This window comes from Pseudoalteromonas sp. XMcav11-Q, from assembly GCF_040104525.1.
Lineage (GTDB): Bacteria > Pseudomonadota > Gammaproteobacteria > Enterobacterales > Alteromonadaceae > Pseudoalteromonas.
On record NZ_JBECOX010000004.1, the window covers coordinates 250,019 to 275,425 of the forward strand.

20 protein-coding genes and 1 pseudogene are annotated in these 25,407 nt (G+C 41.2%); 13 read left to right on the top strand and 8 right to left on the bottom strand.

The genetic code is table 11. The annotated features are described in order from the left end of the window. Positions 1-30: 30 nt before the first annotated feature. The 6 genes and pseudogenes from ABMY45_RS08640 to ABMY45_RS08665 form a co-directional block, all read left to right on the top strand. Positions 31-879 (top strand): annotated as a pseudogene (locus ABMY45_RS08640) (substrate-binding domain-containing protein); the annotation flags it as partial. A 253-nt stretch (positions 880-1,132) separates the two neighbouring features. Next, positions 1,133-2,365 carry a DUF642 domain-containing protein gene (locus ABMY45_RS08645; RefSeq protein ID WP_174169215.1) on the top strand — a complete coding sequence of 411 codons (1,233 nt, stop codon included), beginning with the start codon at positions 1,133-1,135 and terminating at the stop codon, positions 2,363-2,365. A 180-nt stretch (positions 2,366-2,545) separates the two neighbouring features. Then, entirely contained in the window at positions 2,546-3,754 is a 1,209-nt protein-coding gene (locus ABMY45_RS08650; protein ID WP_102058052.1) for a site-specific integrase, read from the top strand. A gap of 36 nt (positions 3,755-3,790) precedes the next feature. Next, complete coding sequence (locus ABMY45_RS08655) at positions 3,791-4,495, top strand: response regulator transcription factor (protein WP_174169221.1); 705 nt, start codon at positions 3,791-3,793, stop codon at positions 4,493-4,495. Next, the gene (locus ABMY45_RS08660; protein WP_227387914.1) at positions 4,492-5,751 is read left to right on the top strand and encodes an ATP-binding protein; all 1,260 of its coding nucleotides are present in this window, start codon (positions 4,492-4,494) and stop codon (positions 5,749-5,751) included. Before ABMY45_RS08655 ends, ABMY45_RS08660 begins: the two co-directional genes overlap by 4 nt. A gap of 85 nt (positions 5,752-5,836) precedes the next feature. After that, positions 5,837-7,303, top strand: coding sequence for a S41 family peptidase (locus ABMY45_RS08665; RefSeq protein ID WP_211865613.1), 1,467 nt, complete (start codon positions 5,837-5,839; stop codon positions 7,301-7,303). Positions 7,304-7,403: 100 nt separating this feature from the next. On the opposite strand, the gene ABMY45_RS08670 is transcribed toward ABMY45_RS08665, so the two are convergent. Then, positions 7,404-8,957 carry a PAS domain-containing methyl-accepting chemotaxis protein gene (locus ABMY45_RS08670; RefSeq protein WP_174169224.1) on the bottom strand — a complete coding sequence of 518 codons (1,554 nt, stop codon included), beginning with the start codon at positions 8,955-8,957 and terminating at the stop codon, positions 7,404-7,406. 236 nt (positions 8,958-9,193) lie between these two features. On the opposite strand from ABMY45_RS08670, the gene hemH reads away from it, so the two are divergent. After that, positions 9,194-10,213: a ferrochelatase gene (gene hemH / locus ABMY45_RS08675; RefSeq protein WP_174169225.1), complete on the top strand. Its 1,020-nt coding sequence runs from the start codon at positions 9,194-9,196 to the stop codon at positions 10,211-10,213. Between the two features lie 55 nt (positions 10,214-10,268). On the opposite strand, the gene ABMY45_RS08680 is transcribed toward hemH, so the two are convergent. From ABMY45_RS08680 to ABMY45_RS08695, 4 genes are all read right to left on the bottom strand, one after another. Beyond that, positions 10,269-12,815: a GGDEF domain-containing phosphodiesterase gene (locus ABMY45_RS08680; protein WP_102058048.1), complete on the bottom strand. Its 2,547-nt coding sequence runs from the start codon at positions 12,813-12,815 to the stop codon at positions 10,269-10,271. Positions 12,816-12,989: 174 nt separating this feature from the next. Further along, on the bottom strand, positions 12,990-14,393 hold the full coding sequence (locus ABMY45_RS08685) for a TIGR00366 family protein (protein WP_102058047.1): 1,404 nt from the start codon (positions 14,391-14,393) through the stop codon (positions 12,990-12,992). 93 nt (positions 14,394-14,486) lie between these two features. Then, positions 14,487-16,076: a sensor domain-containing diguanylate cyclase gene (locus ABMY45_RS08690; protein WP_206472001.1), complete on the bottom strand. Its 1,590-nt coding sequence runs from the start codon at positions 16,074-16,076 to the stop codon at positions 14,487-14,489. Positions 16,077-16,551: 475 nt separating this feature from the next. Further along, positions 16,552-17,736: an ectonucleotide pyrophosphatase/phosphodiesterase gene (locus tag ABMY45_RS08695; protein ID WP_010605405.1), complete on the bottom strand. Its 1,185-nt coding sequence runs from the start codon at positions 17,734-17,736 to the stop codon at positions 16,552-16,554. 249 nt (positions 17,737-17,985) lie between these two features. Between ABMY45_RS08695 and ABMY45_RS08700 the strand changes: the two genes are divergently transcribed. The 3 genes from ABMY45_RS08700 to ABMY45_RS08710 are packed head-to-tail and all read left to right on the top strand — an operon-like array spanning position 17,986 to position 20,884. Further along, complete coding sequence (locus ABMY45_RS08700; RefSeq protein ID WP_010605404.1) at positions 17,986-18,531, top strand: MarR family transcriptional regulator; 546 nt, start codon at positions 17,986-17,988, stop codon at positions 18,529-18,531. A 15-nt stretch (positions 18,532-18,546) separates the two neighbouring features. Beyond that, entirely contained in the window at positions 18,547-19,893 is a 1,347-nt protein-coding gene (locus ABMY45_RS08705; protein ID WP_039495168.1) for a cytochrome ubiquinol oxidase subunit I, read from the top strand. Beyond that, positions 19,886-20,884, top strand: coding sequence for a cytochrome d ubiquinol oxidase subunit II (locus ABMY45_RS08710; RefSeq protein ID WP_010372949.1), 999 nt, complete (start codon positions 19,886-19,888; stop codon positions 20,882-20,884). Before ABMY45_RS08705 ends, ABMY45_RS08710 begins: the two co-directional genes overlap by 8 nt. Before the next feature lie 195 nt (positions 20,885-21,079). Here ABMY45_RS08710 and ABMY45_RS08715 read toward each other — a convergent pair whose 3' ends face one another. Both ABMY45_RS08715 and ABMY45_RS08720 read right to left on the bottom strand, forming a co-directional pair. Continuing rightward, a complete protein-coding gene (locus tag ABMY45_RS08715; RefSeq protein WP_010605402.1) occupies positions 21,080-22,096 on the bottom strand; it encodes a lytic murein transglycosylase in 1,017 nt (338 codons plus the stop codon). Next, positions 22,093-22,374 (bottom strand): YcgL domain-containing protein, encoded by a 282-nt coding sequence (locus tag ABMY45_RS08720; protein ID WP_010605401.1) that lies wholly within the window; start codon positions 22,372-22,374, stop codon positions 22,093-22,095. The genes ABMY45_RS08715 and ABMY45_RS08720 overlap by 4 nt, the downstream gene beginning before the upstream one ends. A 135-nt stretch (positions 22,375-22,509) precedes the next feature. Here ABMY45_RS08720 and minC point away from each other — a divergent pair, with 135 nt between their 5' ends. Genes minC through minE form a run of 3 tightly spaced genes read left to right on the top strand, consistent with a single transcriptional unit; the run spans position 22,510 to position 24,291 of the window. Further along, positions 22,510-23,214, top strand: a complete 705-nt coding sequence (gene minC / locus ABMY45_RS08725; RefSeq protein WP_010372958.1) for a septum site-determining protein MinC — start codon at positions 22,510-22,512, stop codon at positions 23,212-23,214. A 5-nt stretch (positions 23,215-23,219) separates the two neighbouring features. Beyond that, a complete protein-coding gene (gene minD / locus ABMY45_RS08730; RefSeq protein ID WP_010372960.1) occupies positions 23,220-24,029 on the top strand; it encodes a septum site-determining protein MinD in 810 nt (269 codons plus the stop codon). Between the two features lies 1 nt (position 24,030). Then, positions 24,031-24,291, top strand: a complete 261-nt coding sequence (gene minE / locus ABMY45_RS08735) for a cell division topological specificity factor MinE (RefSeq protein ID WP_010372964.1) — start codon at positions 24,031-24,033, stop codon at positions 24,289-24,291. A 124-nt stretch (positions 24,292-24,415) separates the two neighbouring features. Here minE and rluF read toward each other — a convergent pair whose 3' ends face one another. Continuing rightward, positions 24,416-25,402, bottom strand: coding sequence for a 23S rRNA pseudouridine(2604) synthase RluF (gene rluF, locus ABMY45_RS08740; protein WP_206472062.1), 987 nt, complete (start codon positions 25,400-25,402; stop codon positions 24,416-24,418). Between the last annotated feature and the right edge of the window lie 5 nt (positions 25,403-25,407).

The window sequence follows — 25,407 nt, forward strand, 5'->3', positions numbered from 1 at the left end:
TATAAAGGGTGTGTAGACTTTGCGAAACAACATCCAAATGTAGAGTGTATCTACGATGGTGCAGACGACTATCAAGATTTTAGAACGCAAAGCCTAATTATTAATGAACTATTGAGTAAAAAGGTAGACGGGTTATTAATATCAACTACCGATTCAAACTATCTCGTGTCACGTTCGCTCAAAAAGGCAAAGCAATTGAAGATACCAGTGATCACTTTTGACTCTGACCTTTTAACAGAGCATAAAGATTACCGTCTCGCCTATGTAGGAACCGATAACTTTGCATTTGGTGTTGCACTTGGAGAAGCCGCTAAACCTTATAAAAAGGCCGCGCTTCAATCGTTTTGTATTCAAACAGGTCATCACTCAACACCTAATTTGGATAAAAGAATCAATGGCGTTAGATATGCACTCTCTACACATACAATAGACAACCTTACAAAAACAGAGAATGATCTCAAGCAAGGGTGGCAAGAGTACGAACGATGCCCACTTTACACAATGGGTAAACGCGAAGATGCGATAAGCCAACTATTGACCTTACTAAATTATGAAAATCCCCCGATTTTTATTGCTGTCGCTGGCTTCGCTCAATTTCACTCTAATTATATTGAACGCGTATTACCATACAAAGAGAAGATAAAAAATAACAATGCTGTGATCATTTCCGCAGATACAGAAGAGATGCAACTTAAAGCTTTGGAAAAGGGACTTTCAACAATCAATATTGGCCAAAACCCCTTTGAAATGGGCCGAAAAGGAGCGGAATTACTTTACAATACGATAGCTCTTGGCCAGACACCTTCCAAGGACAACTACTACTTAGACTTTCATTACTGCAACCAAACAAACGCTCTTAAATGTACCGTTAACCATTAGCTTTAATGACTTTGTTATACGAAACCCTAGTCTCGGTCAAAATGACGGATAGGTTTCGACATCTATTTTTCACGCCAAAAAAACAATACTAAAGTACCAATTAAAAAGTCTATTTAGAGACGTAAAACATCATAAAATCTGGTTTTTCGGTTACTCATTGACCGCTGACTCAATAAATACGACAATGGTATTATATTAAGTGATGTTATTGTAAACAAAAAATTTACATTAACTCTATTTTATTGGAGTGGCTATGAAACTTAACTTTACAACCTTAGCGTTAATATCAGTTGTTGGTACAGCAAGTGCTGCCGACAATTTAGTCGTTAACGGCTCGTTTGAAACATCAGGCAATATTTCTGGTGATTGGGCGTTATTTGACAACCTCCAAGGTTGGAATAGAGAAGGCGCCAGATTCGAAATTCAAAAGCAAAGCCTTGGTATTATCGTGCCTCAAAACGGCAATCAATACCTAGAGCTTGACTCAACTGCAAATTATACAATCTACCAGAATATCCCAACAACGGCTGGAAAAAAGTATAAAGTGAGTTTTTATTACTCGCCTCGAGTGGTAAACAATAACTCAACTAATCGTGCACGTGCATGGTTTGGTGACAACACACTAGTGACGATGAATGCAACGACCCGAGGCTGGACAAAGTACGAGTATACGGTTGAAGCGACTGGTAGTTCGACACAATTACGCTTTCAGGGGTTAGGCACTTCTGACTCATATGGTGCGTTACTAGACAACGTAGTCGTAACAGAAGAGGAAGACGTTACACCTCCAGAGCCTCCAGTAACTTGTAAAGTAGGCGTGTACGGCATCAATAACTTTGGTGAAGACAGCAATAGCTATGTTTATAAATTCGACATGGTTAATGGTACCTATGCATACGTTGATGGCGTCGCTAATACAGCTTCAAACATTGCTGCGCACAATGGTGCACTTTACTTTATGGAACAAAACGACAGTGCATCTAAAGCTTCATCACTTTGGAAGGTTTCACTAGATAGTGCAGAGCAGACTTTAGCTGCTAATGCAGTTTCATGGCCATTATACCGTTCAGCAGTAACGCCAGACGGTACTAAATTACTTGCAAGCAGCAAAACTTATCTTTATGAGTTTGACATGCAAACAGGCGCAAAAACAGTGCTTGGAAAACTAAGCTATGCAGGTGACGACTTCTCACACGGTGATATCGCTTATTCAGCAGATACTAACGTGATTTACGTACTAACAGGTAAAGCACTTTACACGCTAGATAAAGGCGACATGTCTTTAGATCTCGTTGGCGAGCATGGTGTAAATTGGGCATCGGGTTTAGCAGTAAGCTCAGACGGCACCTTATACGTATCTGGCCGTAACTCAGGTGAAGACGCGAAGATCTACACACTAGATCCAAACACTGCAGAAGCAACCTTTGTAATGGATGGCCCTGAGCACATCAACGACTTAACGTACGTAGCCAACTACTGCGAATAAATTAAGAAACAAGCAGACTGTAGACAAGGCGAGGGGAAACCCTCGCTTTTTTCGTTTTGGCGCTTTGACGCGACCTACCTATTTAACATAACGTAAATTATAGGCTTATCTACACAGTATTGCATAATATGTGCAGATGTCACTATAATATGTCCAATACTAACCAATATCGGACTTATCATGATTTTACCATTGGTCGACACCTTAAAGCAGCTTAGGTATCAAATCGCCCATCTTGAAGATGATACGCTTGGGCATGAATATCCAGAGCTGGAAAAATTCTTGGCTCGTCAAGGTAAATCAATACCGGTACATAGCGAGCTACAGTTCCTATTTCAGTTTTTGTATGTTTACGGTCGTAAGTCTGAAGCAACTTTTAACCGCTTTCGTAATGAGCTTGAGCGCTTTTATTTATGGTCGTGGCTGGTTGCTGAGAAGTCAGTGTTTGAGCTAAAACGCGAAGACATCGAGGCATATGTGGATTTTGTGGTAGAGCCAGATAACGCATGGACACAAACTTCTGTGCAGTGGCGTTATAAACAAAACCAAGGTATCCGTCAGGTTAACGAAAATTGGCGGCCATTTGTTCTCAAAGAAAACGGCGCTAGCCAGCAAACGTTGGCAGCAATGTTTACCGCGCTCAATGTGTTTTACAAGTTTGCCATTTTAGAAGAAAAATCATTTGCTAACTTTGTTCCAGTGGTTAAGAAAAATAGCCCGTATTTAGTTGTTCAATCGCAAATCAACCTTCCTGATACGCTGAGTGATTTGCAATGGGAATATGTTTTTGGTGTAACACGTGATTTAAGTGAACAGCAGCCGGACCTAGAACGAAATCTTTTCGTATTAGCTTGCTTAAAAGGCTTGTATTTACGCATTTCAGAGCTATCTGACCGCCCTCATTGGTCACCAGTAATGAGTCACTTTTGGCAAGATCAAGATGACTTTTGGTACCTAAGAATTATGGGTAAAGGCAATAAGCTAAGGGATGTAACGCTTAGCGAAGACTTTATCAGTTATTTAAAGCGTTACCGGCAGTACCGGGGGTTAAGCGCCCTACCTCGCGTTGATGAGCCCTACCCAATTGTTCATAAACTAAGGGGCCAAGGCGGTATGAACGTTCGTCAATTACGCCGTATTGTTCAGCAAAGTTTTGACTTAGCAGTGGCTAAACTAAAGGAAGATGGCTTTACAGAAGAGTCAGAGCAACTCGAAGCCGCAACTTCACACTGGCTAAGACATACAGGAGCAACGCATGATGCGCAACACCGCCCGCTAAAACATCTATCTGAAGATTTAGGTCACGCTAAAATCGCAACAACAGATCAAATTTATATTCAAACAAATATTAAAGAACGCGCCAAATCGGGTTTGAAACGGAAGATTTAGGCTCAGAACGTTCGGTCTGGATTTTAAGGAGTATATATGAGCTCAAGATCATTGGTAATAATTGAAGATGACTTAGGCCTTGCGGAACTGCTTAGGCGCTTCTTTGAAAAACATGGTTTTATCGTGAGTATCCAAAATGATGGAGTGAGCGGATTGGCGCATGTCCTGCAACTTCAGCCGGATTTTGTATTGCTTGATTTGATGTTGCCAAATAAAGATGGTTTCGAGATCTGCAGGTCACTACAAAACAGGTACAATGGTAAATTGATTGTGTTAACCGCGAGTCACGATGATATAGACGAAATTACGCTATTAGAAATGGGGGCTGATGACTTTATTCATAAGCCAGTCAACCCACGAATTATCCTAGCGAGATTTCGAAAACTAGTTCGCCTAGCAGAAGAAAGTGAGAATAAACAGCAAAACGGGCACGTGATCCGTGTTGGCCCCTTCTCATTTAACTCATCGACAAGGCAAGCAAGCCAAGATGGTATACCGCTTGGTCTCTCAGACAGTGAATACACATTATTCCATTTTTTGGCGTCTAATGTTGACTCTATTCTAAGTCGCGACCAGATTTCAACTCAGCTGTACGGCCGCTCATTTGATGGTTTCGATCGTACAGTTGACAATAAAATCATGAAGATAAGAAAGATTATCGGTGATGAAATGCCCTATCAACACCTCATCACTGTAAGAGGGAAAGGATATATTTTTGTAAATAGCAAGGAAACTGAATGACAAGCATACGTTTTGCATTTGCAAGCTTACTCTTTGCTAGTTTGTTTTTAGTGATAAATCCCCTTTTGACTTCTCTAGCTACAAGTTATTTCTCAAAAGAGCTGAAAAAGGATGTAGAGCTTGATTATCTAGCCTATGTTTATGCTTTAGATGCAGCTCGCCCTGGCTTGGATGATGCTCAGTGGCAAGCTTTACTTGCCCAGATCTCAGAAAAAAGTAATCTAAAAGTACAGACACTAGATAGACCAGCATTTGAGCAAACGACTAAGTTAGTCATCGAAAACGTTTATGATGAGGAATTACAAACCGTAATCGCAAAAATACAAGGTAAAGAGTTAATAGCGTTTTCTGCGCTTGGAGTGCAAGGCTCTGCAGGGGCGATCCTCAATTTTATTCAGTATGGTTTACCCTTAGGACTAATCCTAGTCCTATTTTTGTTGCACTCACTTTGGTTGCAATTTCGACTTTCTAGGTTAGAACATGCTAGTAAATTAATTGCACAAGGATTGTTATCTAAACGTGCTGATACCGGACTTTTAGCAGTCGGACGTGTCAATTACGCCTTTAATCAAATGGCTGAAAAATTAGAGTTTGCCTTTGCACAGCAAAGGAATATGATCAGAGCCGTATCTCACGAGCTCAAAACGCCATTATTCCGACTTCAGCTCAAGCTTGAGTTGCTTGATGTTCCACCAAAGAACAAAAATCTGGTTCGAGAGTTATTTGAGGAATGTGAAGAGCTTGAAATGCTGGTGCATGAGATTTTGGAGTTCAGTAAAGTAGAACAGTTTTCCGCAAAGACCAGCGTTTCCAATTTTGATTTGAGTACACTAATTAATGAATACATCGTCACTTTAGAAAAGTATTGTAATCACCCTATAATTATAAATTGTCCAAACTCAGTATGGATAAGAGCCTGCCAAACAGATGTTAAACGCGTGCTTCATAACTTAATTGTTAATGCTGATAAATTTGCAGTCGAGCAGATCCGTGTTTCACTAAGTTTATGTAACGCTCAACTTCTCTTAACTGTGGAAGATGATGGCATTGGCATTGCAGAAGATAAACATGAGTTAGTCTTCCAAGCCTTTTTTACGGTAGATGAAAGTCGCTCAGGAAGAAGACGGGGTGCAGGCCTTGGCTTGACCATCGTAAAAGAAACTTTATTGAACTATGACGCTGAGGTCTCGGTAAGCAGAAGTGAACTCGGTGGCGCATGTCTAACTATCAATTTGTCCCCAATGTTGATCTATTAACTATGACAAACCCCTGACAAATCCGCGACAATCAAATCACTACTTACACTTTAAAATAACTTCATATTTTAATCGATAGGAAGTTATGATGAAAAAATTCAACTTAAGACCGATCACTTTAATCTTGTGTATCGGCCTTGCTGGTTGCCACTTTGACGAAAATAAAAGCAGCGTAGAGGTTGTTCAACAAACGCAAAGAAATGAGCTTTGGTATTCGGAACATTATGGTGAAATAAAACAAATAGTTGATGAGCGTCTAGTGACCTGGCAAGTAACAGGCTCCTCTTGCTATCCAATTCTGACATTAGACCCTCTTCCGTTATTTGACGCGTTTAGCGCCAAAAGTGCAGGCTTGCTTACCTATAAACGACCCTACGATTCTGGCCCTGTAAAATACACTGAAATATCCAGTCTCGATGAAGTCTGTAAAGACGGATTTATATCTACCTCAGATAAAAGTGACTATACCTTTGACGCACAGGCAATCTTTGAACTTTTTTGGCTGGATATGAAAAATCACTATGCATTTTTCTCTGAGCGTAATGTAGATTGGGACGCTGTTTATAACCGGTATGCTGGGCAGCTAAGTGATGCCAATGAGACAAACCTACTAGGCGTATTTCGTGAAATACTTGAACTACTAAATGATGGTCACACCAGGCTTTATTTTAGCCTTGAAGAAGAACCGATAAATTTTGAAGCTAAACCTACCCTATTCAAAAGGTTAGAACGAGAAGCAGTTGATCTAAACTTGACTGGTGAGCTTGCTGAAAAATATATTGAAACGCAAACGAATCAACTACAAATGACGATTGCACAATATCTGGATCAAGAGACAAAGCAAGACTTTATAATACGTAAACAGCAAAGTCCGAATGGCCCTAATTGGGGAGTGATTAACACTGGTGGTCAACATATTGGTTATTTGAAACTCTATCATTTTCAAAACTTTATTGATGTAGCAGGTATTGAGCGTCAAGATATTAGTTATGCCAATGCGGCTTTCAACGATTTACTGGATGAAATTTTCACAGACTTATCCCGTACTAATCAGCTGATTATTGATATTCGCGATAATGAAGGTGGCCATGACATACAAGCACTAGAATTAATCAAGCGCTTTATCTCACAAAATACGCTTGTTTGGGATATTAGTACATTTTATGATGGGGCGTTGCATCAGCTGACATCGGTTTATGCAGAGCCTGATAATGACAGGCCATATTATCTTAAAGATATTTATCTTCTAACCTCAAACGGTACTTTCAGTGCTGGCGAAACCTTTGCGTTGGCGATGTCTGCGCTCCCTCAAGTAACACTGGTAGGACGCGCTACAGCTGGTGCTACCTCTGATACTTTTCCACGGATGCTGCCTAATGGTTGGATTTATGAGCTTAGTAATGAGTACTATGAAAATAGTTTGGATTTGAATGTGGAAGTGCTAGGTGTTCCTGTTGACGTTGAAGTCGATCCCTTCGACATCACATTTAGAAAAGAGAACAAAGATGCGGCGATTGAAAAAGTATTGTCACTACTAAGCTATGAGCCTTAACTATGAAAAAAGGACATCCACCGATGTCCTTTTTATCATTTAAGGATTTTAGCAAAAAAACGATGGATTGAACTACTACATTTAACTCAACTAAATAGCATCACTTACGCTTAAAACGAACAATCAACTCGTGCATTTCTTTAGCAGTCGATTCTAGGTCTTTACTCTCTTGATGCACTTTGTCCGCGCTATCTAGGCTGTTGTTTGCAAGCTGTGCAATGTTTACGACTTGCTGATTAATGTCATCAGACACGGCCGCTTGTTGCTCAACCGAAGTTGCAATTTGCATCGACATATCACTAATTTGGATAACCGCTTGGGTGATTTGTTGTAGCATATCGGTGCTTTGATTCAGCTGTTCAATACCGTGAAGCGATTCTTCTTGGCCTTGCTGAGCAATGTCTACTGACGCTTGTGTGCTGCTGGTTAGTTCTTCAATAATTGCATGGATCTCTTTCGTCGACTCTTGTGTGCGCTGTGCTAGATGTCTAACTTCATCAGCAACTACTGCAAAGCCCCTACCTTGCTCACCAGCTCGCGCAGCTTCAATTGCTGCATTTAGTGCTAGCAAATTAGTTTGCTCAGCGATTTGTTCGATAATTTGTGCGGCTGCTGCAATTTTATCAGTTTGTTTAGAGACACCTTCAACAGAATTGCGGATGTCAGCAATGGTATTACTTAAATCACCAAAAGCAATTTTAGTTTTATTAGCGATCTGTTCTGTTTGAGAAGTCAAATCAAGGGAGTTCTGAGCATCTTTAGCACTCAGTTGCACGCTGTTAGAGACATCGTTGATGGTTGTTGTCATTTCATTCATTGCTGTGGCAACAAGCTCAGTCTCAGTTTGCTGCTTTTGTAAATCAGCATAGGTGGCTCGCGCTTCTTTACTCGCCGTATGCGCTCCTTTAGATACGTTTTGCGCCGCATGTTCAACACGCGTAAGAATTGTATCTAGGTGTGCCCTTTCGCTCTTTAAGCGGACTTGGATTGATGCCATAGTACCATCCCAAGTCGAATAAACTTGCTCAGATATCTCATCGCAAAAACTGTGCGCCAACTCAGATTCTAGTCTTCTCAGCTGTTCTTTATCGCGCCAAGTTGCATAGGCTGAATATGCCAGCATATTTGCCATCAACCAAAAAAATCCTGCAGACTCAGAAGCAAAATACCAAAGTGCCAGTGATGAGATGATGTTAAAGACTGGCCAAACCACGCGTAATTTGGGAAGACCGAAACTGCTTCCTTTATTAGTATTTACGTTTGTATAAAGTTGACTTGCCCGTTCAACCGTAGCCCTGTCTGGGCAGCTTCTAACCGACTCATAGCCAATGATTTTGCCATTTTCTGTTATTGGCGTTACATAGGCATCTACCCAGTAGTGATCACCATTTTTACAGCGGTTTTTTACGATCCCCATCCATGGCTTGCCTGTTTTAAGCTGCGTCCACATTGTTTGAAACGCCACAGGTGGCATATCTGGATGTCGTACTATATTATGAGGTTGACCAACTAACTCATCACGAGAAAATCCACTAACATCAACAAACGCTTGATTGCAGTCAATAATATTTCCTTTCAGATCAGTGACGGAGATGAGTTTTACATCGCGAGGAAAGGTTTTTTCTCTTTGGGTTACTGGGTGGTTGGTTCTCATTAGACAAGTCCAAAACTAACAAAAAATTGATTTTCCCTTAAATATTTGCAGAAAAATACGCCCTCAATCCATGAATAGCAATAGAGAAGGGATTAATTAACGATAATTACAACTATAGTGTGAGTTAATTTTAGGCGCAAATTGATTTATGCCAGTTTAGATCGAAATTAGGCTTACTCCCGTATAGCCTTTCTTGTAAAATAACCCTAATAAAATGATAATCTAAGGAGCGTTAAGTGTCTCGCTTTTCAGCCATTACAGATAATCCCCATGAAGGCCGATTTAATTCCAAAACGGGCATTCTTATTACGAATTTAGGTAGCCCGGATGCACCGACGGCTAAGGCACTTAGAGTTTATCTTGCGGAGTTTCTCTCCGATCCCCGTATAGTCGAAATTCCAAGGCTAATTTGGTTAATGATTTTACATGGCATAATTTTACGTGTTCGCCCTAAAAAGTCAGCACATGCCTATCAATCAATTTGGACCGATGAGGGCTCCCCGTTGATAACCATTAGTCGAGCGCAAACTGATAAAATAAAGAAGCAGTTACGCAGTGAAGGTTTTGAAAACATCGAAGTTGAACTCGCCATGCGCTATGGCAACCCGTCAATTGAATCAGGGCTTGAGAAATTAAGAGAAAAAGGCATCACAAGAATTATCATCGTGCCACTATATCCTCAATATTCCAGTGCAACGACAGGCTCAACCTTTGATCAGATCTCAAAGGTGCTAAGAGGTTGGCGCTGGGTACCAGAGCTACATTTTATTAATGGCTATCACAAACATCCGCTCTATGTCGAATCTTTAGCTAATTCCATTAGCGAAGATCTTGAGGCGAATGGGGAGCCGGATAAATTGGTATTTTCATATCATGGTACACCAAAGCTATTTTTAGATAGAGGCGACCCGTATCACTGTTTTTGTCAGCAAACGACTCGCTTAGTCGTTGAAAAACTTAATCTTGATAAAGAAAAAGTAATAACTACCTTTCAAAGTCGTTTTGGTAAAGCAGAATGGTTACAACCTTATACGGACAAAACACTTGAGAGTTTTCCCAGTCAAGGTATTAAAAACGTCGCTATTTTAAGTCCGGCTTTTAGTGCAGACTGCTTAGAAACACTCGAAGAGTTAGAAGTTGAAAACCGAGAGGTATTTGAGTCTGCTGGCGGCGAAAAGTATCGCTATATTCCCGCACTAAACGACCGTGATGATCACATTAAAGCGATCACAGCGCTGATAAAACCACTGCTGTAATAAAGACGCAGAAGCAATCTGCTATTTTTAGGTGTGATATCAAAATATCACACCTTTATTTTTCTAACGCACTTTGTGTTTGTTCAGCAAAAGCGTCTGTTGTGAGTAGCTCAAGACAGGCATCTATTGGTTTTGCGGGACTGTAAAAGAATCCTTGAATGTGATGACAACCGAGCTCTCGTAATTTTTCGAGTTGAGTAAACTGCTCTACCCCTTCGGCTATCACACCAATTCCCAACTTATCACTGAGCTTAATGAGGCAGTCAATCATTACTTGTTTGTTGTAATCAGACATCAGGCTGTCGACAAAGCTTTTGTCTATTTTTAGGTAATCCACCTGATTTTCTATCAAGTTACTTAATGATGAATAGCCAGTACAAAAATCATCAAGCGAAACCTTGATCCCATGTTCCCTCAGTTGATTAAGCGTTTTCCAAGTATAGCGATTTGTAGCAAGCGATTCGGTAACTTCAATGGTAATTGCTTCATACGGGATCTTTGCTTTTTCGATGGCACTGGTAATTAACTTCACCTGATTAATACTGGCTTTAAACTCACTAACAGAACGGTTAATAGAGATCCCAACCTCTGTAAAACCAGCTTGGTGGATCTTTGCTAAGTCTTGGCAACTACGCTCAAGTACAAACTGTCCAACTAAATGAATAAGACCAAATTCTTCAGCAATAGGAATGAAAGTACCTGGTGATACCATTCCGTATTCATCATCAAACCAACGTACTAGGGCTTCAAACTTTGTGATGTGGTTGGTATCAGCATTAACGATCGGTTGATAATAAACAGTAAGCGCTCCTTCTTTCAGTGCCTGCTTTAACTTGTCTTTAAGCTTTATTTTATTTAAATAGGCATTTTGAATTGCCGCATTGTGTAAGGCTACCTGTCCGCGCTCGGTCTTTTTCACGCTATTGAGTGCATGCGCTGCGTTTCTGAGTAAGTTAGCCGCGGTGATCCGAGAGCCAGCCTCGAGCTGTGCAATACCTGTAGAACAAGTGACTTCTATAGTAATTTCATTAAATACATAGGGCTGAGAAAGTTTCAGTGAAAGCTTTTGAGCAATTTTAAGCGCGCTCTCTACATCGCTATGAGTGAGCAATAGCGCAAATTCATCACCACCATATCTTGCGATAATGTCATTTTGGCGAACTGCATTTTTTAATCGTTTAGCTACAGAAATAAGTACCTTATCGCCAATCTCTGGACCAAAAACATCGTTCACTTCTTTAAATCTGTCTAAGCCAATGAAAAGCAGTGAACAACTGGTATTGTTACTTCTAGAGCCCGATATTTGTTCTTCCAATCGTTGCATAAAACTGCGGCGATTTAATAATGCTGTTAATGGTTCATGGTTGGCGTAGAAGGTAAGTTGAGACTCGTTCCGCTTCCATTCGGTAATATCTCTAAAAATGCCGACGTAGTTAGCAACTCGACCTTGCTCATCCTTCACCACACTCAGTGTTAATTCCTCAGGATAAATCTGACCGTTCTTGCGACGGTTGTGGATCTCTCCTTTCCAATGGCCAACCGTGCTCAATGATGCCCACATGGCTTCATAGAATGATTTATCTTGCTTACCAGATGATAACACCGCGGGGTCTTGGCCCAACAATTCGTAGCCGGTATAACCCGTTAGCCGCTCAAAAGCACGATTCACCATAATGATTTTATTTTCATTATTGGTGATCATAATGGCTTCTGTAGCATGCTCGAACACAACATTAGTGAGTTCGAGCTGTTTATTTAGCGATGAAATATAGCTAATATCTTGAATAGTCGCAGTGAATACAAACTCATCGCTATGCTGCTCATCAGACTCTACTTGCCCAATAATTCTTAATAACCCATGATTTTCCGTGCGAGCGGCCAATGAAACTTGCAAATCAGTATTGCGAACGGCACCTAACCTCACTTTTTCTAATGCAATCCGCAGCCTTTCACTATCTTCTATCGTGAGTTTATCGAGCAATAATGACAGCGACGGAGAATGAGCTTTTGTCTTAAGTAGATGATTTAGGTGGGGGGAAAAGTAGTGCTTATTTTGTTTAAGTTGCCATGTCCATGTGCATAGGTCCGCTATTTGCTCACCTTTTGCAAGTTGCTTTAGTAAAATACCTTGTTTAGTCAATTCTAAATTGTGGTTAAGCTCCGTTGAGATCAGGTGTCCTAACTCTTGAAACCACAATTTTTCTTCAAAGCTGACTTGTTTTTCTTTATTAAACAAACAGACCATTATTCCTATTGGTTTGTGATCTAAGGCCCTTAGCGTTACCCCTAAATACCCCTCTATACTAAGAACACGAAGAATTTCATCTTCTTCATAAAGTTGTTGCAAGCCACTGGTAACACTGCAAACTTCGTTACTTGCTTTAGCATCAAAACACGGCGTCCCTTCTAGGTCATAAATAATATTATCGACTTCTTTACCATCCGCCAGGTACATAACGGTCTTTACGCGCTTATCGTTATCGATAAACTTACCCACAAAACAATGATCCGCATCAAACCGTTCAAACAGCTGTTTCAATGCAAATTGATATCGCTGATTAGTGGATGTTAAATTGTAAAAATGGCTAAACGTTAAATTCATAGAAGTCTGTATGGCTAATTCTCGACCAAGATTTTTGTTTAATAAATAATAATAGCTTATTAAACTACATAGAATATAAATACAGATCAATAAATTTGCTTTTTGAAAAGAAATTGAGTCTAGTAAAAGCAAGATAGCGCCGATTGGCGCTATCTAAGAAGAAAATTTGTTTATCTACAGTTGTGGTTGCACGTCCAAGCCATAACCAAACATCACAGCGAGTACCAACACAGTTGCCGCTGCTACCATGAGTTTAGCCATTAACGGCATACAGAATCTAAACCAATGGGTATATGGGACGCCAGCCATGCCGAGTATCCCCATTAATACTGCATTGGTCGGTACTATCATGTTTGAGAAACCATCACCAAACTGATACGCAAGTACTGCAACTTGCCTTGGTACACCAACTAGATCACCTACTGGAACCATCAATGGCATGGTAACATAAGCCTGACCAGAGCCCGAAGGTATGAACATATTTAAAAGCGTTTGGATAAGTAACATACCAACAGCTGAAACTTCCGCAGCGACATAAGAAAGTGGTGTTGAAAGACCATGTACAATCGTATGAAGAATTTGACCATCCTCTAGAATTAGTGCAATACCGCGAGCTACACCAATAAGCACTGCAGTAGTAACAAGATCTGAGACTCCTTCGATAAATCGGTTTGCGGCTTCATCAGCTGAAAGTTTACCAAGAATTGAAATAACGATACCCCAGGCGATAAATAAGCCACCTAGTTCGTAGAGATACCATCCTTGAGTCGCAATACCCCAAACCGCACAGACAAGCGTAACAATGAAGGTAAGTAGAATAGTTCTATGACGACCATTAAGCTGCGGATAGCTTGGCGCAGCCTGACCTGCCAGTGGGCAAGGCACGTCTTTCATCATAGAGTGCTCAGGGTTTTGCTGTACCTTTTTTGTATAGCTCCATACATGATGAAAGCCAATCAGTACAAATGGAACAAAAATAGCAAATCTCAACCATATGCCCGAATAGACAGGTACTTCAGCAATTTGCTGAGCAATTAATACCGTAAATGGGTTGAATGCCGAGACACCGTAACCAATACCATAGCCGGCAATGATCATACCAACAGCGGTCATGGCATCCAGCTTCATTGCTTTACAGAGTGCAACTAAAATCAGCACAAACGGGATGTATTCGCCTGCTGTACCAATAGCGCTTGACGCGATTGCAAAACAGAACACTACCATAAAAATGAGTTTTTGTGGTTTATCGCCATTTTTCTCAAGTAAACGACCAATCAACGCATCAACGGTGCCTGTTGCACGTGCGATTGCGAGCACACCACCAACAATCATAACGAAAAAGATTACGTCTTGCGCAGCAGCAAACGCACGAGGAATAGCTTTTAGCAGATCCCAAGGTGTAAGATGAACAGACTCTTCTGCAATATGGTAGGTACCAGCAAGCACAACCTGCCTGCCAGAGTCAGTAGTTGCAGTATCAAAAAAGCCTTGTGGAATAATCCAAGTCGACAGTAATGCAATTAGCATCATACCTAGTAGCAGGACTAGTGTATGAGGAACTTTCAATGTTTTTGCCATGGAAAGTACAGCTCCAAATTTGGTAACGGTAAAATTGCAACGCATCTTACCGATATTCGGAGCAAATTTCACTTTTTAATATCAAATTTCCAATTATGCTACATTGTGATTGGCTAAAACGGCATGTTCAACACGGTTCCTGCCGTTTGCTTTCGCCTGATATAGACTTCTGTCTGCAAGTTTAAGTGCATGATGCAAATCCTCAGAGCACAGCGGCCAGTGAGAGATACCAAGTGAAATCGTAATATGCCCAGCTTCACCAAACTCAGTTTCAGCGGTACATGCACGCAAGCGTTCTGCAATTATGTCTGCTTTATCAATGTCTACATATGGCAAAAACATTAAAAACTCTTCTCCACCGCTACGACATAAGTGATCTTGTTCACGTGCATTAGTGCGCATCAGCTCGGCGAGTTTTCTGATTACTACATCACCAACATCGTGGCCGTAAGTATCATTCACATGTTTGAAGTGATCGATATCGAGCGCAATAATACTAAACGGAGTTTGCTGCTCATAGGCAGTCTCCAGCCACTTTTCCATTCCTCGTCTATTGAATAAATGAGTAAGCTGATCTTGCTTTCTTTCATCGTCAAAGCGTTGGATCTGTGCTCCTAAGTTCTTAACACTGCTGTGCATTGCCTGATAAAGCCATGCGGCTTCATAATACCATGTAGATACATGTGGAAAATCTATGTTTCTACCATCTTGCACTTGCTCTGATAACTTAGCTAATCGCCATAGGGGCTTTGCTATTAAGGTTCCGAGTCCAAGTACACAAATTAACAAAAGTACAGTAAATGGAATGGTAGTTTTGAGTACGTGCCGCATAGTATTAGAAAGGTGCGACATGGTAACTTCTAACGGACGTTGTGCTACTACGCCCCAACCACTTGTGGGAACCAGAGCATAGCCCGCAAGCATCGCAACGCCTTGGGTATTTATCACTTGTGCTGACCCTGAAACTTTATTAAGCAGAGACCCAACAACTTCATTTTCAGTGACATCTTGTCCTATTCGATGATCGTCATGATGATAAATAAGTTTACCATTTGGCCCAGTAACAAAAATATAGGTTTTGTCCTTATGATGGTGGTTAGCAAGAAGCCGCCCTAAGATATTATCTCCTTTTAGATAAATCCCAGCTGCGATAAAGCCGACAAATTTACCTTCTCTATCAAACATTGGGTGTGTTGGGCTCACCATCAAATTTCCGGCGGGAGAGATAAATGGCCCTACAATGAAAGGTGCCTGTTTACGAAGTGGCGATGTTTCGGCTTCATTTATAAGCGTAGTCCCAACAACACCGAGTGAACTGGGTTGAGCACCGACAATTTCTCCATCGGCGTTGACTAGCACGATTGAATCAAAACTATGAGTTCGAGTAAGCATTTGCTTAAGTTCGTTATCGACCAACTCTGGGTTATCTAGCTCCGAGGCGATAGTTTCGCTCGACGCTTTTAATTGCATCAAAACTGATTGTAAAAAGAGATCAGTAACATCCGCGAGCTTAGTTGCATAAGCGCGATTTGCCTCCAAGGTATCTTTTACCATCACTTGCTTTTGAACTTGGTAGCTTGAGAACAGAGCGTTTAGCAACGAAGTAAATACGCATAATGTGGCAAGAATGAGTATGAGCTTTTTGAGGTCTAACCAATGTTTTGCTTTATTTATTTGTACCACTAAGAATTCTCTTTAATGTACTTCCATGACATTTTAGCTATTCGTTTGAATGAAACAGTTAATCTATATCAAACTTCTGGTCAGACCAATAACGAATAAGAACGTGCACATTCTGTGTGCCGGTATTATAACCACATAGCCAAAAATATTTAGTTTTTTGAACGGATTATTGGTATTGTCTCAGCTATCAGGTGTAAAATAATCTGAACATAAATACAGCGAAGTTCTAATGAAGAAAAAGACTACCAATCCACTAGTTGGCCACTTTACACTTGCTTGCCTTGCGCTCGCGGCGATATGGATGTTCGTATCTGATAAAGATGCATTGCTTGTCCTTAATTCCTTGGTTCTTGTCTATATTGTCTTTGCTTTAGCAAAACGATTAATGAAGGCTTCCAATAAAAAGTAGCGCGCTTTACTGCTTTTGTTCAGAGCCTCGTTATTTATCGGCTCTGAACACAATAAATGGCCTGTTTTACTGCCTAACCAGCTTTAATAGGTTTTCCCCCCTACTATCAAGCTCATTAAGTGGCTTAAGCCCCATAATGTGTGTAAGTGTTGGGTAAACTTCTAAATTGCTAGCTTGTTCTATCGTTACACCCGATTTAAAGGCAGGGCCACTTGCGACAAAAAATGCGGCCATATCAGGTGTCACCTCATACCCATGCGTACCATAATAGCCTTGCTTGCCCTTTTGCATAAAGACAATAGGTGCTTTTGCTTGCAGGATAATGTCACCGATACGAGAAGACTCACCGCCATTTAATTGCAGTTTTCGCTCACGATTTAATACTTTATAACGACCATTCGCTTTTTTACGTAACTGCTGTATAAGCGTCTCTGTTTCAAGGACTTTATCACCTAACGCATAAAGTGACACCCTCGTTCCGCTATTTTTTATCGTCCAATCTTCAGGTATATCTAGCTCTTCGAGGATCACGGCTTTGCTTGGCTCTACGCTTGCCATACCGTGGTCAGAAACGAGTACTAAGTTCACTTTAATTTTGTCCCTTTTCAAAACAGCGACAAAATCTCCAATTAAGCCATCAACAAATTGTACCGCTTCTCTCGTTTTTTCATGATCTGGTCCGTATTCATGACCCATGGTATCCACTAGAGAAAAGTAGCTGGCGACAAACAATGGTTTTTCGCTTTTTGGTAATTTTAGCCAGTTGTGTATTTCATTTAGACGGTTCTTGTAATCAGCTTGTTTTGAATAGTGATAGTAATAGTCAGGCGTCATACCATTGATTCTAGCGTCTGATTCAGGCCAGAAATACGCGGCAGACTTATACCCGTGCATTTTTACAAGATTCCATAACGGAATACCACTTATCCACGAGCTATCCACTTTACCCATTCCCATCTTATAACACTCTTCACGCTTCTTATCACAAAAGTAATTATCGACAATGCCATGATTGATTGGTTTTAAACCCGTAACAATAGATAAGTGATTCGGAAATGTCTTAGTCGGATATTGAGGCCATAGCTTAGTCGCGCGGACGCCCTGCTTCGCAAGATTTGCAATATTCTTTGCATCGTGTTTTTCAATGTAATCCCATCTAAACCCATCAATGGAGATCAATATGGTTGTCGCGCGCTCAGCAAAAGCAGTGCAACTAAAGATAGATAAGGTGAAAAGGAGGATTCTTAACATGTATAAATTCCCGTGTCATGTGAGTACCGCTGCAAAAGTAGGAGGCTGTGCAGCATAATCCGTGTAATTGTGGCCGCATTAAATCACAATGATTTGAAATTTATATTGATTTGCGGTCAGTGGATGGCAATTATAGATATTCGGGGAAGGTTAACTTTCACTATGTTGTAGTTGAGCTTAATTAATGCTTGATCTAAGTCAAAGTGACCTTTATATTAAAGTTTCAATAATTACTGAAAGTTTAGAACAATGAACTTATCACCAAAAATAGAAAATTTTGTACTTCATTGCGGCGAAATGGGAAGCCGTTGGGGTTTCAACAGAACTATAGGACAAATGGTTGGTTTGTTGGTTATTAATGAAAAACCATTAACAGCGAACGAAATCGCCGATGCGTTAAAAATTTCACGCGGTAACGTGAGTATGGGAATAAAAGAATTGCAATCTTGGCAACTAGTTAAGGTGCATCATATTCCCGGCGACCGTAAAGAATACTACTCTCCAAACGGCTCTATTTGGGATCTCGCTAACCGCGTATTTGAAGAGAGAAGAAAAAGGGAAATCGACCCAACACTAACTCTACTTCGTGACCAAATCCTAGATAGCGCCAACTCACCAGAAGAAGTGTATGCACAGCAGCAAATGCAATCCATTCATGACCTACTTGAAACCGTCACTAAGTGGTCAGCGGAACTTCAACGCCTATCACCAGAGCAATTGCAATCGTTGATGAAGCTCGGTTCTTCTGTGAGTAAAGTAATAGATTTAAAGGATAAATTATTACGTAAGTCTTAAAGTGCGAGGTGCGTCATGCTTGATACGTTGTTGTTGTCGCGAATACAATTCGCAGCAAATATTAGTTTTCATATTCTCTTTCCCACGATAACCATCGCGTTAGCTTGGTTTCTGGCGTTTTTTAAACTCAAGTATGACCTAACCGAACACCCGGTTTGGTTAAGAGCTTATCGCTTTTGGGTCAAAATTTTTGCATTGACCTTTGCACTCGGTGTCGTAAGCGGCATTACTATGTCGTTTCAGTTTGGTACAAACTGGCCCGGTTTTATGGAGAAAGTCGGCAATATTGCAGGTCCCTTGCTCGGTTATGAAGTATTGACCGCATTTTTTATGGAAGCAACATTTTTAGGGATCATGTTGTTTGGCATGAAGCGCGTACCACCTAAAATACATACTTTAGCCACTTTTATCGTCGCCATTGGTACAACGCTTTCCGCATTTTGGATCCTGTCTTTGAATAGTTGGATGCAAACCCCGACGGGCTTTGAACTTAGAGACGGTATCGTATATCCCACGGACTGGTTTGAAGTTATTTTCAATCCTTCATTCGGTTATCGCTTCTTCCATATGCTACTAGCTAGTGCACTGACGGCTTCATTTTTGATAGCTGGTGTCAGTGCGTATCGGATGCTGAAAAACGACGAAAAACATGCCCCCAAAAAGGCGCTAACCGTTGCGTTAACAGTTGCGGCCCTGCTTACTCCATTGCAGGCTTTCGTTGGCGATTTGCATGGCCTAAATACGCTAAAACATCAACCACAAAAAATTGCAGCAATGGAAGGGGTTTGGGAAACAGAGAAAGGTGCACCACTACTATTATTCGCAATTCCGAATGAGGAAGAAAGACGCAACGACTTTGCGCTCGGTATTCCTAACATGGCAAGTTTTATTCTTACCCACGACGTTAACGGTGAAATTAAAGGGCTTAATGAATTTAAAGGTGAACACCCACCTGTTAAGCCCGTCTTTTTCGGTTTTAGAATCATGGTTGGGATGGGCATGCTGATGATCTTAGTTGCGTTTGTCACTCGTTTTACATTATGGAAAAAGGGCGAGTTACCGAAGTGGCAACTGAAAACGCTTGTTGCGATGACTTTCTCAGGCTGGGTGGCTACCCTCGCAGGCTGGTATGTCACAGAAATTGGCCGCCAACCTTATATCGTCAGTGGTATCTTAAGAGTTGAAGATGCAGTCACAACAATTGCCTCAGAAAACGTCTTATTTACACTCATTGGCTATCTGACGATATACGCAATCTTACTGTACGCTTATATTCGCACTTTGTTCCACACTGCTAGCAAGTCTGTAGAAGTGGAAGAATACGACATGAAGGAATTTGCTGAGGAGGTGACTCGTGTTTAATCCGGAATATCTATCTCTCATCTATGCAGGTTTAATGGCACTCGCAGTGCTTGTTTATGCAATATTAGATGGTTACGACCTTGGCGTTGGCATGATGATCCCGCTGGACGATAAAGAAACCGCAGACACTATGATAGCCTCTATCGGTCCATTTTGGGATGCTAATGAAACGTGGTTAGTTTTAGCTGTAGGCCTCGCATTTATCGCATTTCCTCAAGCCCATAGTATGATCTTGCAGGCGCTCTACATTCCTGTTGTGTTTTTACTCTTTGGCTTAATTATGCGTGGTGTCGCTTTTGATTTCAGAGCAAAAGCGAGAGTTAAACGCCAAAGGCGGTGGGACAAAGTATTTAAATTTGGGTCGCTACTCACATCATTTGCGCAAGGGTATATGCTGGGGCTTTATGTCATAGGCTTTGAAAATACCCCTCTTGCCCATGCATTTGCGGTCTTTAGTGGAATTGGCGTTGTCTGCGCGTATGGCTTGATTGGTTCTGCATGGCTAATTATGAAGTGTGAAGGGCAATTGCAGCAAGATGCTATTAGCTGGTGCAAAAAATTTGCGAGAGTAGCCTTTGTTGGGGTGCTGCTCGTATCTATCATCAACCCAGCGATTAATGAGTGGATCTATGAGCGTTGGTTTGACCTCCCGATGGCCTTAGTCGTATTACCAGCCCCGATTATTTGCTTGTCGCTCTTTGTAATTTTAGAACTTGTGTTACAGAAACTACCAAAGTCGCCGGATAATGGTGCTTGGTTACCGTTCCTGATTTCAGCATTTATCTTTGTGCTTTGCTTCTTCGGCTTAGTTTATAGCTTTTACCCATTCGTAGTGCCAGGCAAGCTAACCATCTTCGAAGCGGTCGCTGACGCATCGGCTCTTACTTTCTTATTATATGGCGTAGTCATTGTGGTGCCGACCTTAATTGCATATACGTTATTTTCGTACCGAGTCTTTTGGGGCAAGGTTCAACCTTTGTCCTACTATTGACACTTGCATACATTAGCCCAACCAAAAGGCAGCGAGTTGGACGCTGCCTTTTTTATTGCTTTATGAATACTACTCGTCTTTGCTATATGTCTTTTTTGTTTACTGCAAATCTAATGCCTGCGAAGCAAGCTTTATCATCCAATAAATAGGCATAAAAAAGCCCGCTATTCGAGCGGGCTAAGTCTGACTTTGTGGCTAAATCTTTGGGTAACCTATTCTGTCAGATAAATATCCAACGCTTGAGGCAAAGTAATAAGATCTATTCCAATTCATTAAAGCCTTGTAATTGTCATAAGCCAAGTACATCCGGCCATTGGCGTCATCTGGCATCACTAAAGCGGCTGTGATATTCACTTTTGGCAAGTCAGTGCCATCCATCCTACGAAGACCAAGCGCTTGCCACTCCTGCAATGAACGCTCTGATTTACTCCACTCCTTTAACCATTCGCTGTGCGTTTTAGTACCACGCTTTAAAATGTAGCTATTGTCAAAACCTTCAGGTAGCTTAACTTGGCGACCCCAAGTGAGATCGTCGTTCCAGCCCACACTTTTCAGGTAATTGGCTATTGACGCAAAAGCATCTTCTTGTGTCGTCCAAATGTCCTTACGACCATCTTTATTATAATCGACAGCATAAGACGTAAATGAAGTTGGCATAAACTGAGTTTGACCCATTGCTCCTGCCCACGATCCTTTGAAATCATCCAGACCGATGTGACCATCTCTTAAAATATCCAGCGCAGCCCACAACTGTCTTTTATACAAAGCTTCTCGACGACCATCAAAAGCAAGCGTCACCAACGCACTAATGACTGGATAGCCGCCTTGAATACGACCAAAGTTGCTTTCAAGGCCCCACAGGGCAACAATAAACCGTGCCTGTACGCCATATTCTTTTGCTATTTTTTCTAAAGATTCTTGGTGTTCTTTGTAGAGTTTGCGAGCCTGTTGGATTTTCCATTCAGGGACGCGCTTGGGTAAATAAGTTTCTAGTGTTTCGACAATTTCTGGCTGGGATTTATCAGCCTTAATCACCTTTTCCTTAAATACTGCTGTTGCAAAAGCCTCATCAACTAATTGTTGTGTATAGCCCTTGTCAATCGCTTCTTGTTTTAAGTTTTTGAGGTATTCATCAAACTTCGCTTGAGTATTAGCAAAGACTGATGTGGACAAGCAAACTGAGGCTACTAGTAGGGAAATTTTTTTTATCACGAATCTGTTACTCCGTTTTGCTTTCTAAATTCATCAAGCAAGCTTTCTGTATGCGGTGGAAGTTGCAAGTAAAACCCATCGTCAGTTAATTTTTGCTTAACCGTTTCAAGATCAGCAATTCCCAATTTTGTTCTTCTCGCAAGGTCAATAATCATGACATAGGTAGGAGTGCCGAAAGTTTCCATTAACGGTGCAGGGACATTGGAAAAATCATCTCTTTTAGTTACAAAAAGATAGGTATCCGCTTTTTTTGGACTTTTGTATATGGCAGTGAGCATTATAAGCCTATAAATTCTTGCTAATCATGGGCGGTCACTATACCATGCTATTAGTAAGTTGTGGAAAGTTTTACTACGCGCTAAAGTCAGCTAGATAAGGCTTTAGCGGCGGTTGTAACAGAAATTTGAGTACATATGGCAAATCAAACATTCGAACTAAAAGGAAATCTATTTACACTCTCTGTGCTGCAGTTGTTTTCTTTAGATCTGACCAAGTTAAGGCAAGATCTTGATAGCAAAATTTCGCAAGCGCCTAAATTTTTTCAAGGTGCACCAATTGTCGTTAATTTAGCTGATGTTCAGGAGCAAACTGTAGAATTCAAAGAGTTAAAGCAAACACTGGTCGATTTACAGCTCAATCCAGTGGGTGTGTGTAGCGGTACTCAAAGTCAGCACGACTTAGCCAAAGAAGCCGGGTTTTCTGTACTAAACTATTCAAGGGATGTGCAACCGAGTACCCCATCACAATCTCAAGCAGCAGAAGTAGTAGAAAAACAAGTTTATCTTCCTGCTCAAATTGTGAACGGAACGGTACGTAGTGGTCAGCAAATTTATGCTAAAGACCGTGATCTGATCGTGCTAGGTGCTGTAAGTCATGGTGCAGAAGTTATCGCCGATGGTAACGTGCACATTTACGGTACTTTACGTGGTCGTGCAATCGCAGGTGCGCAAGGCCAAGAAGACACGAGTATATTCTGTCAGCGCTTAGAAGCTGAGCTGGTGTCTATAAACGGGAGTTATTGGATCAGTGATTCGCTGCAAGGTGAACACTGGGGTCAAGCTGCTCAAATAACACAACAAGACGAATCATTAAAAATTACAGCTTTGGTCAAAGGATAAATCAGATGGCAAAAATTATTGTCGTAACTTCAGGTAAAGGCGGTGTTGGTAAGACAACGTCAAGTGCAGCAATTGGTACTGGCTTAGCGCTAAAGGGTTATAAAACAGCCATTGTCGATTTTGATATTGGTCTTAGAAACCTCGACTTAATCATGGGATGCGAGCGTCGCGTTGTTTATGATTTTGTCAACGTTATCAACGGTGAAGCAAATTTAAATCAAGCATTGATTAAAGATAAGCGCGTTGAAAAACTTTATATTCTTCCAGCTTCTCAGACTCGTGATAAAGACGCCCTCACTCGAGAAGGGGTTGAGCGCGTGTTAAATGAGATGAAAGAAGAATTTGATTTCATCATTTGTGATTCCCCTGCAGGTATTGAGGCAGGCGCAATGATGGCATTGTACTTCGCTGATGAAGCCGTGGTAGCAACTAACCCTGAAGTTTCATCCGTTCGTGACTCAGACCGTATTTTAGGTATTCTACAAAGCAAGTCGAAGCGCGCTGAAATGGGCCTAGAGCCGGTTAAAGAACACCTATTGCTTACACGTTATAACCCAGAGCGGGTAGATAGCGGTGAAATGTTGTCGGTAGACGATGTAAAAGAAATTCTAGCGATTGACTTACTAGGTGTAATACCTGAATCAAAAGCAGTACTTAATGCGTCGAACTCAGGTCAACCGGTTATCTTAGACCAAGAGTCTGATGCAGGCCAAGCATACAGCGATGCAATTAACCGCTTATTAGGTGAAGTCGTTGATTTCCGCTTCTTACAAGTTGAGAAGAAAGGTATCTTCAAACGGATCTTTGGAGGGTAAGGTGTCATTACTAGATTATTTTCGTTCTGAGAAAAAAAATAGCGCATCATTAGCGAAAGAGCGACTGCAAATCATCGTTGCGCACGAACGCTCAAAGCGTGGTACACCTGACTACTTACCACAACTTAAGCAAGATATCCTCGATGTTATTCGTAAATATGTGAAAGTAGATTCGGATGCTGTCAACGTCCAGTTTGAACAAAACGAGGATGACTTAGCAGTATTAGAATTGAACGTTACTCTACCTGATGATGAAAAGTAACAGTTTGAGTAAATGTAATAAGGGCTATTTCTATAGCCCTTATTTATTTCGTTTTGCCCATTCTAATTAAGCTGTCAAGGGGCTTTACATTGCCCTACTCTTTGCTTAATTTCCGAACTTCAGGTCACTTATTCTTATTTAAGGACAAAGTACCTTTGACCCTTTTTGCAGGCTTAGCATTGGGCTTTGGGCTTGACTTACGTTTGTTGTGACTGTGATTTTGTTCACCATTTCGCGTTTTTGGCTTAGGCTTAACGCTATTTTGGTTGTCGAGTTCAGTTGTTCGATCTTTGCTGTTATGCGCTCGCCTATCTTGCTTTGGACGACCAACCTCACTAACTTCACTTCTAGGCTTATCATGCTGTTTTCCCGCACCAGCACCCGCTGATGCCTCTTGCGTTTTACTCGATGACTCTGTGGCGTGATTAATCGCTCGCATTTCGTCTTCGCTAAGGTGACGCCACTTACCAGAGCTAAGGCCAGTTAGATCGATATTCATTATCCGAATACGTTTAAGGTGTGTTACTTCAAATCCTAGATATTCACACATTCTGCGAATTTGACGATTTAAGCCTTGGGTCAATACAATGGTAAATGACTTAGCCCCGGTTTTACGAACTTTACAAGGCTTTGTGACAGTGCCAAGGATTGGAACACCTGAGGACATACGTTTTACAAAGCGCTCATCAATGGGCCTATCGACCACAACCTCATATTCTTTTTCATGGTTATTGCCGGCGCGAAGGATTTTATTGACCATATCGCCTTGGTTGGTCAAGAAAATTAATCCTTCGGATGGACGGTCTAAGCGACCAATAGGGAAAATACGCTCAGGATAGTTGATTGCACTGACAATATTGCTTCTGATTTTTCGCTCGGTGGTACAAGTTACACCAACAGGTTTATTATAAGCAATAAATACAGCCTTTGGCTTTGCTTTCAAAGGCTTACCATCAATGATGATAGTGTCAGCATCAGACACTTTGGTGCCCATTTCTGGTAGAATTCCATTTACTTTGACACGGCCTGAGGCGATTAAGTCATCAGCTTCTCGACGACTGCAGAATCCAGTTTCACTGATGTATTTATTGAGGCGCTTTTGCTCTGTCACGATAC

What these genes read in the sequence shown, in the direction of transcription:
- ABMY45_RS08645 (WP_174169215.1), top strand. Translation starts at nt 1,133, where the DNA reads ATGAAACTTAACTTTACAACCTTAGCGTTAATATCAGTTGTTGGTACA.
- ABMY45_RS08650 (WP_102058052.1), top strand. Translation starts at nt 2,546, where the DNA reads ATGATTTTACCATTGGTCGACACCTTAAAGCAGCTTAGGTATCAAATC.
- ABMY45_RS08655 (WP_174169221.1), top strand. Translation starts at nt 3,791, where the DNA reads ATGAGCTCAAGATCATTGGTAATAATTGAAGATGACTTAGGCCTTGCG.
- ABMY45_RS08660 (WP_227387914.1), top strand. Translation starts at nt 4,492, where the DNA reads ATGACAAGCATACGTTTTGCATTTGCAAGCTTACTCTTTGCTAGTTTG.
- ABMY45_RS08665 (WP_211865613.1), top strand. Translation starts at nt 5,837, where the DNA reads ATGATGAAAAAATTCAACTTAAGACCGATCACTTTAATCTTGTGTATC.
- ABMY45_RS08670 (WP_174169224.1), bottom strand. Translation starts at nt 8,957, where the DNA reads ATGAGAACCAACCACCCAGTAACCCAAAGAGAAAAAACCTTTCCTCGC.
- ABMY45_RS08680 (WP_102058048.1), bottom strand. Translation starts at nt 12,815, where the DNA reads ATGAATTTAACGTTTAGCCATTTTTACAATTTAACATCCACTAATCAG.
- ABMY45_RS08685 (WP_102058047.1), bottom strand. Translation starts at nt 14,393, where the DNA reads ATGGCAAAAACATTGAAAGTTCCTCATACACTAGTCCTGCTACTAGGT.
- ABMY45_RS08695 (WP_010605405.1), bottom strand. Translation starts at nt 17,736, where the DNA reads ATGTTAAGAATCCTCCTTTTCACCTTATCTATCTTTAGTTGCACTGCT.
- ABMY45_RS08700 (WP_010605404.1), top strand. Translation starts at nt 17,986, where the DNA reads ATGAACTTATCACCAAAAATAGAAAATTTTGTACTTCATTGCGGCGAA.
- ABMY45_RS08705 (WP_039495168.1), top strand. Translation starts at nt 18,547, where the DNA reads ATGCTTGATACGTTGTTGTTGTCGCGAATACAATTCGCAGCAAATATT.
- ABMY45_RS08720 (WP_010605401.1), bottom strand. Translation starts at nt 22,374, where the DNA reads ATGCTCACTGCCATATACAAAAGTCCAAAAAAAGCGGATACCTATCTT.
- minC (WP_010372958.1), top strand. Translation starts at nt 22,510, where the DNA reads ATGGCAAATCAAACATTCGAACTAAAAGGAAATCTATTTACACTCTCT.
- minD (WP_010372960.1), top strand. Translation starts at nt 23,220, where the DNA reads ATGGCAAAAATTATTGTCGTAACTTCAGGTAAAGGCGGTGTTGGTAAG.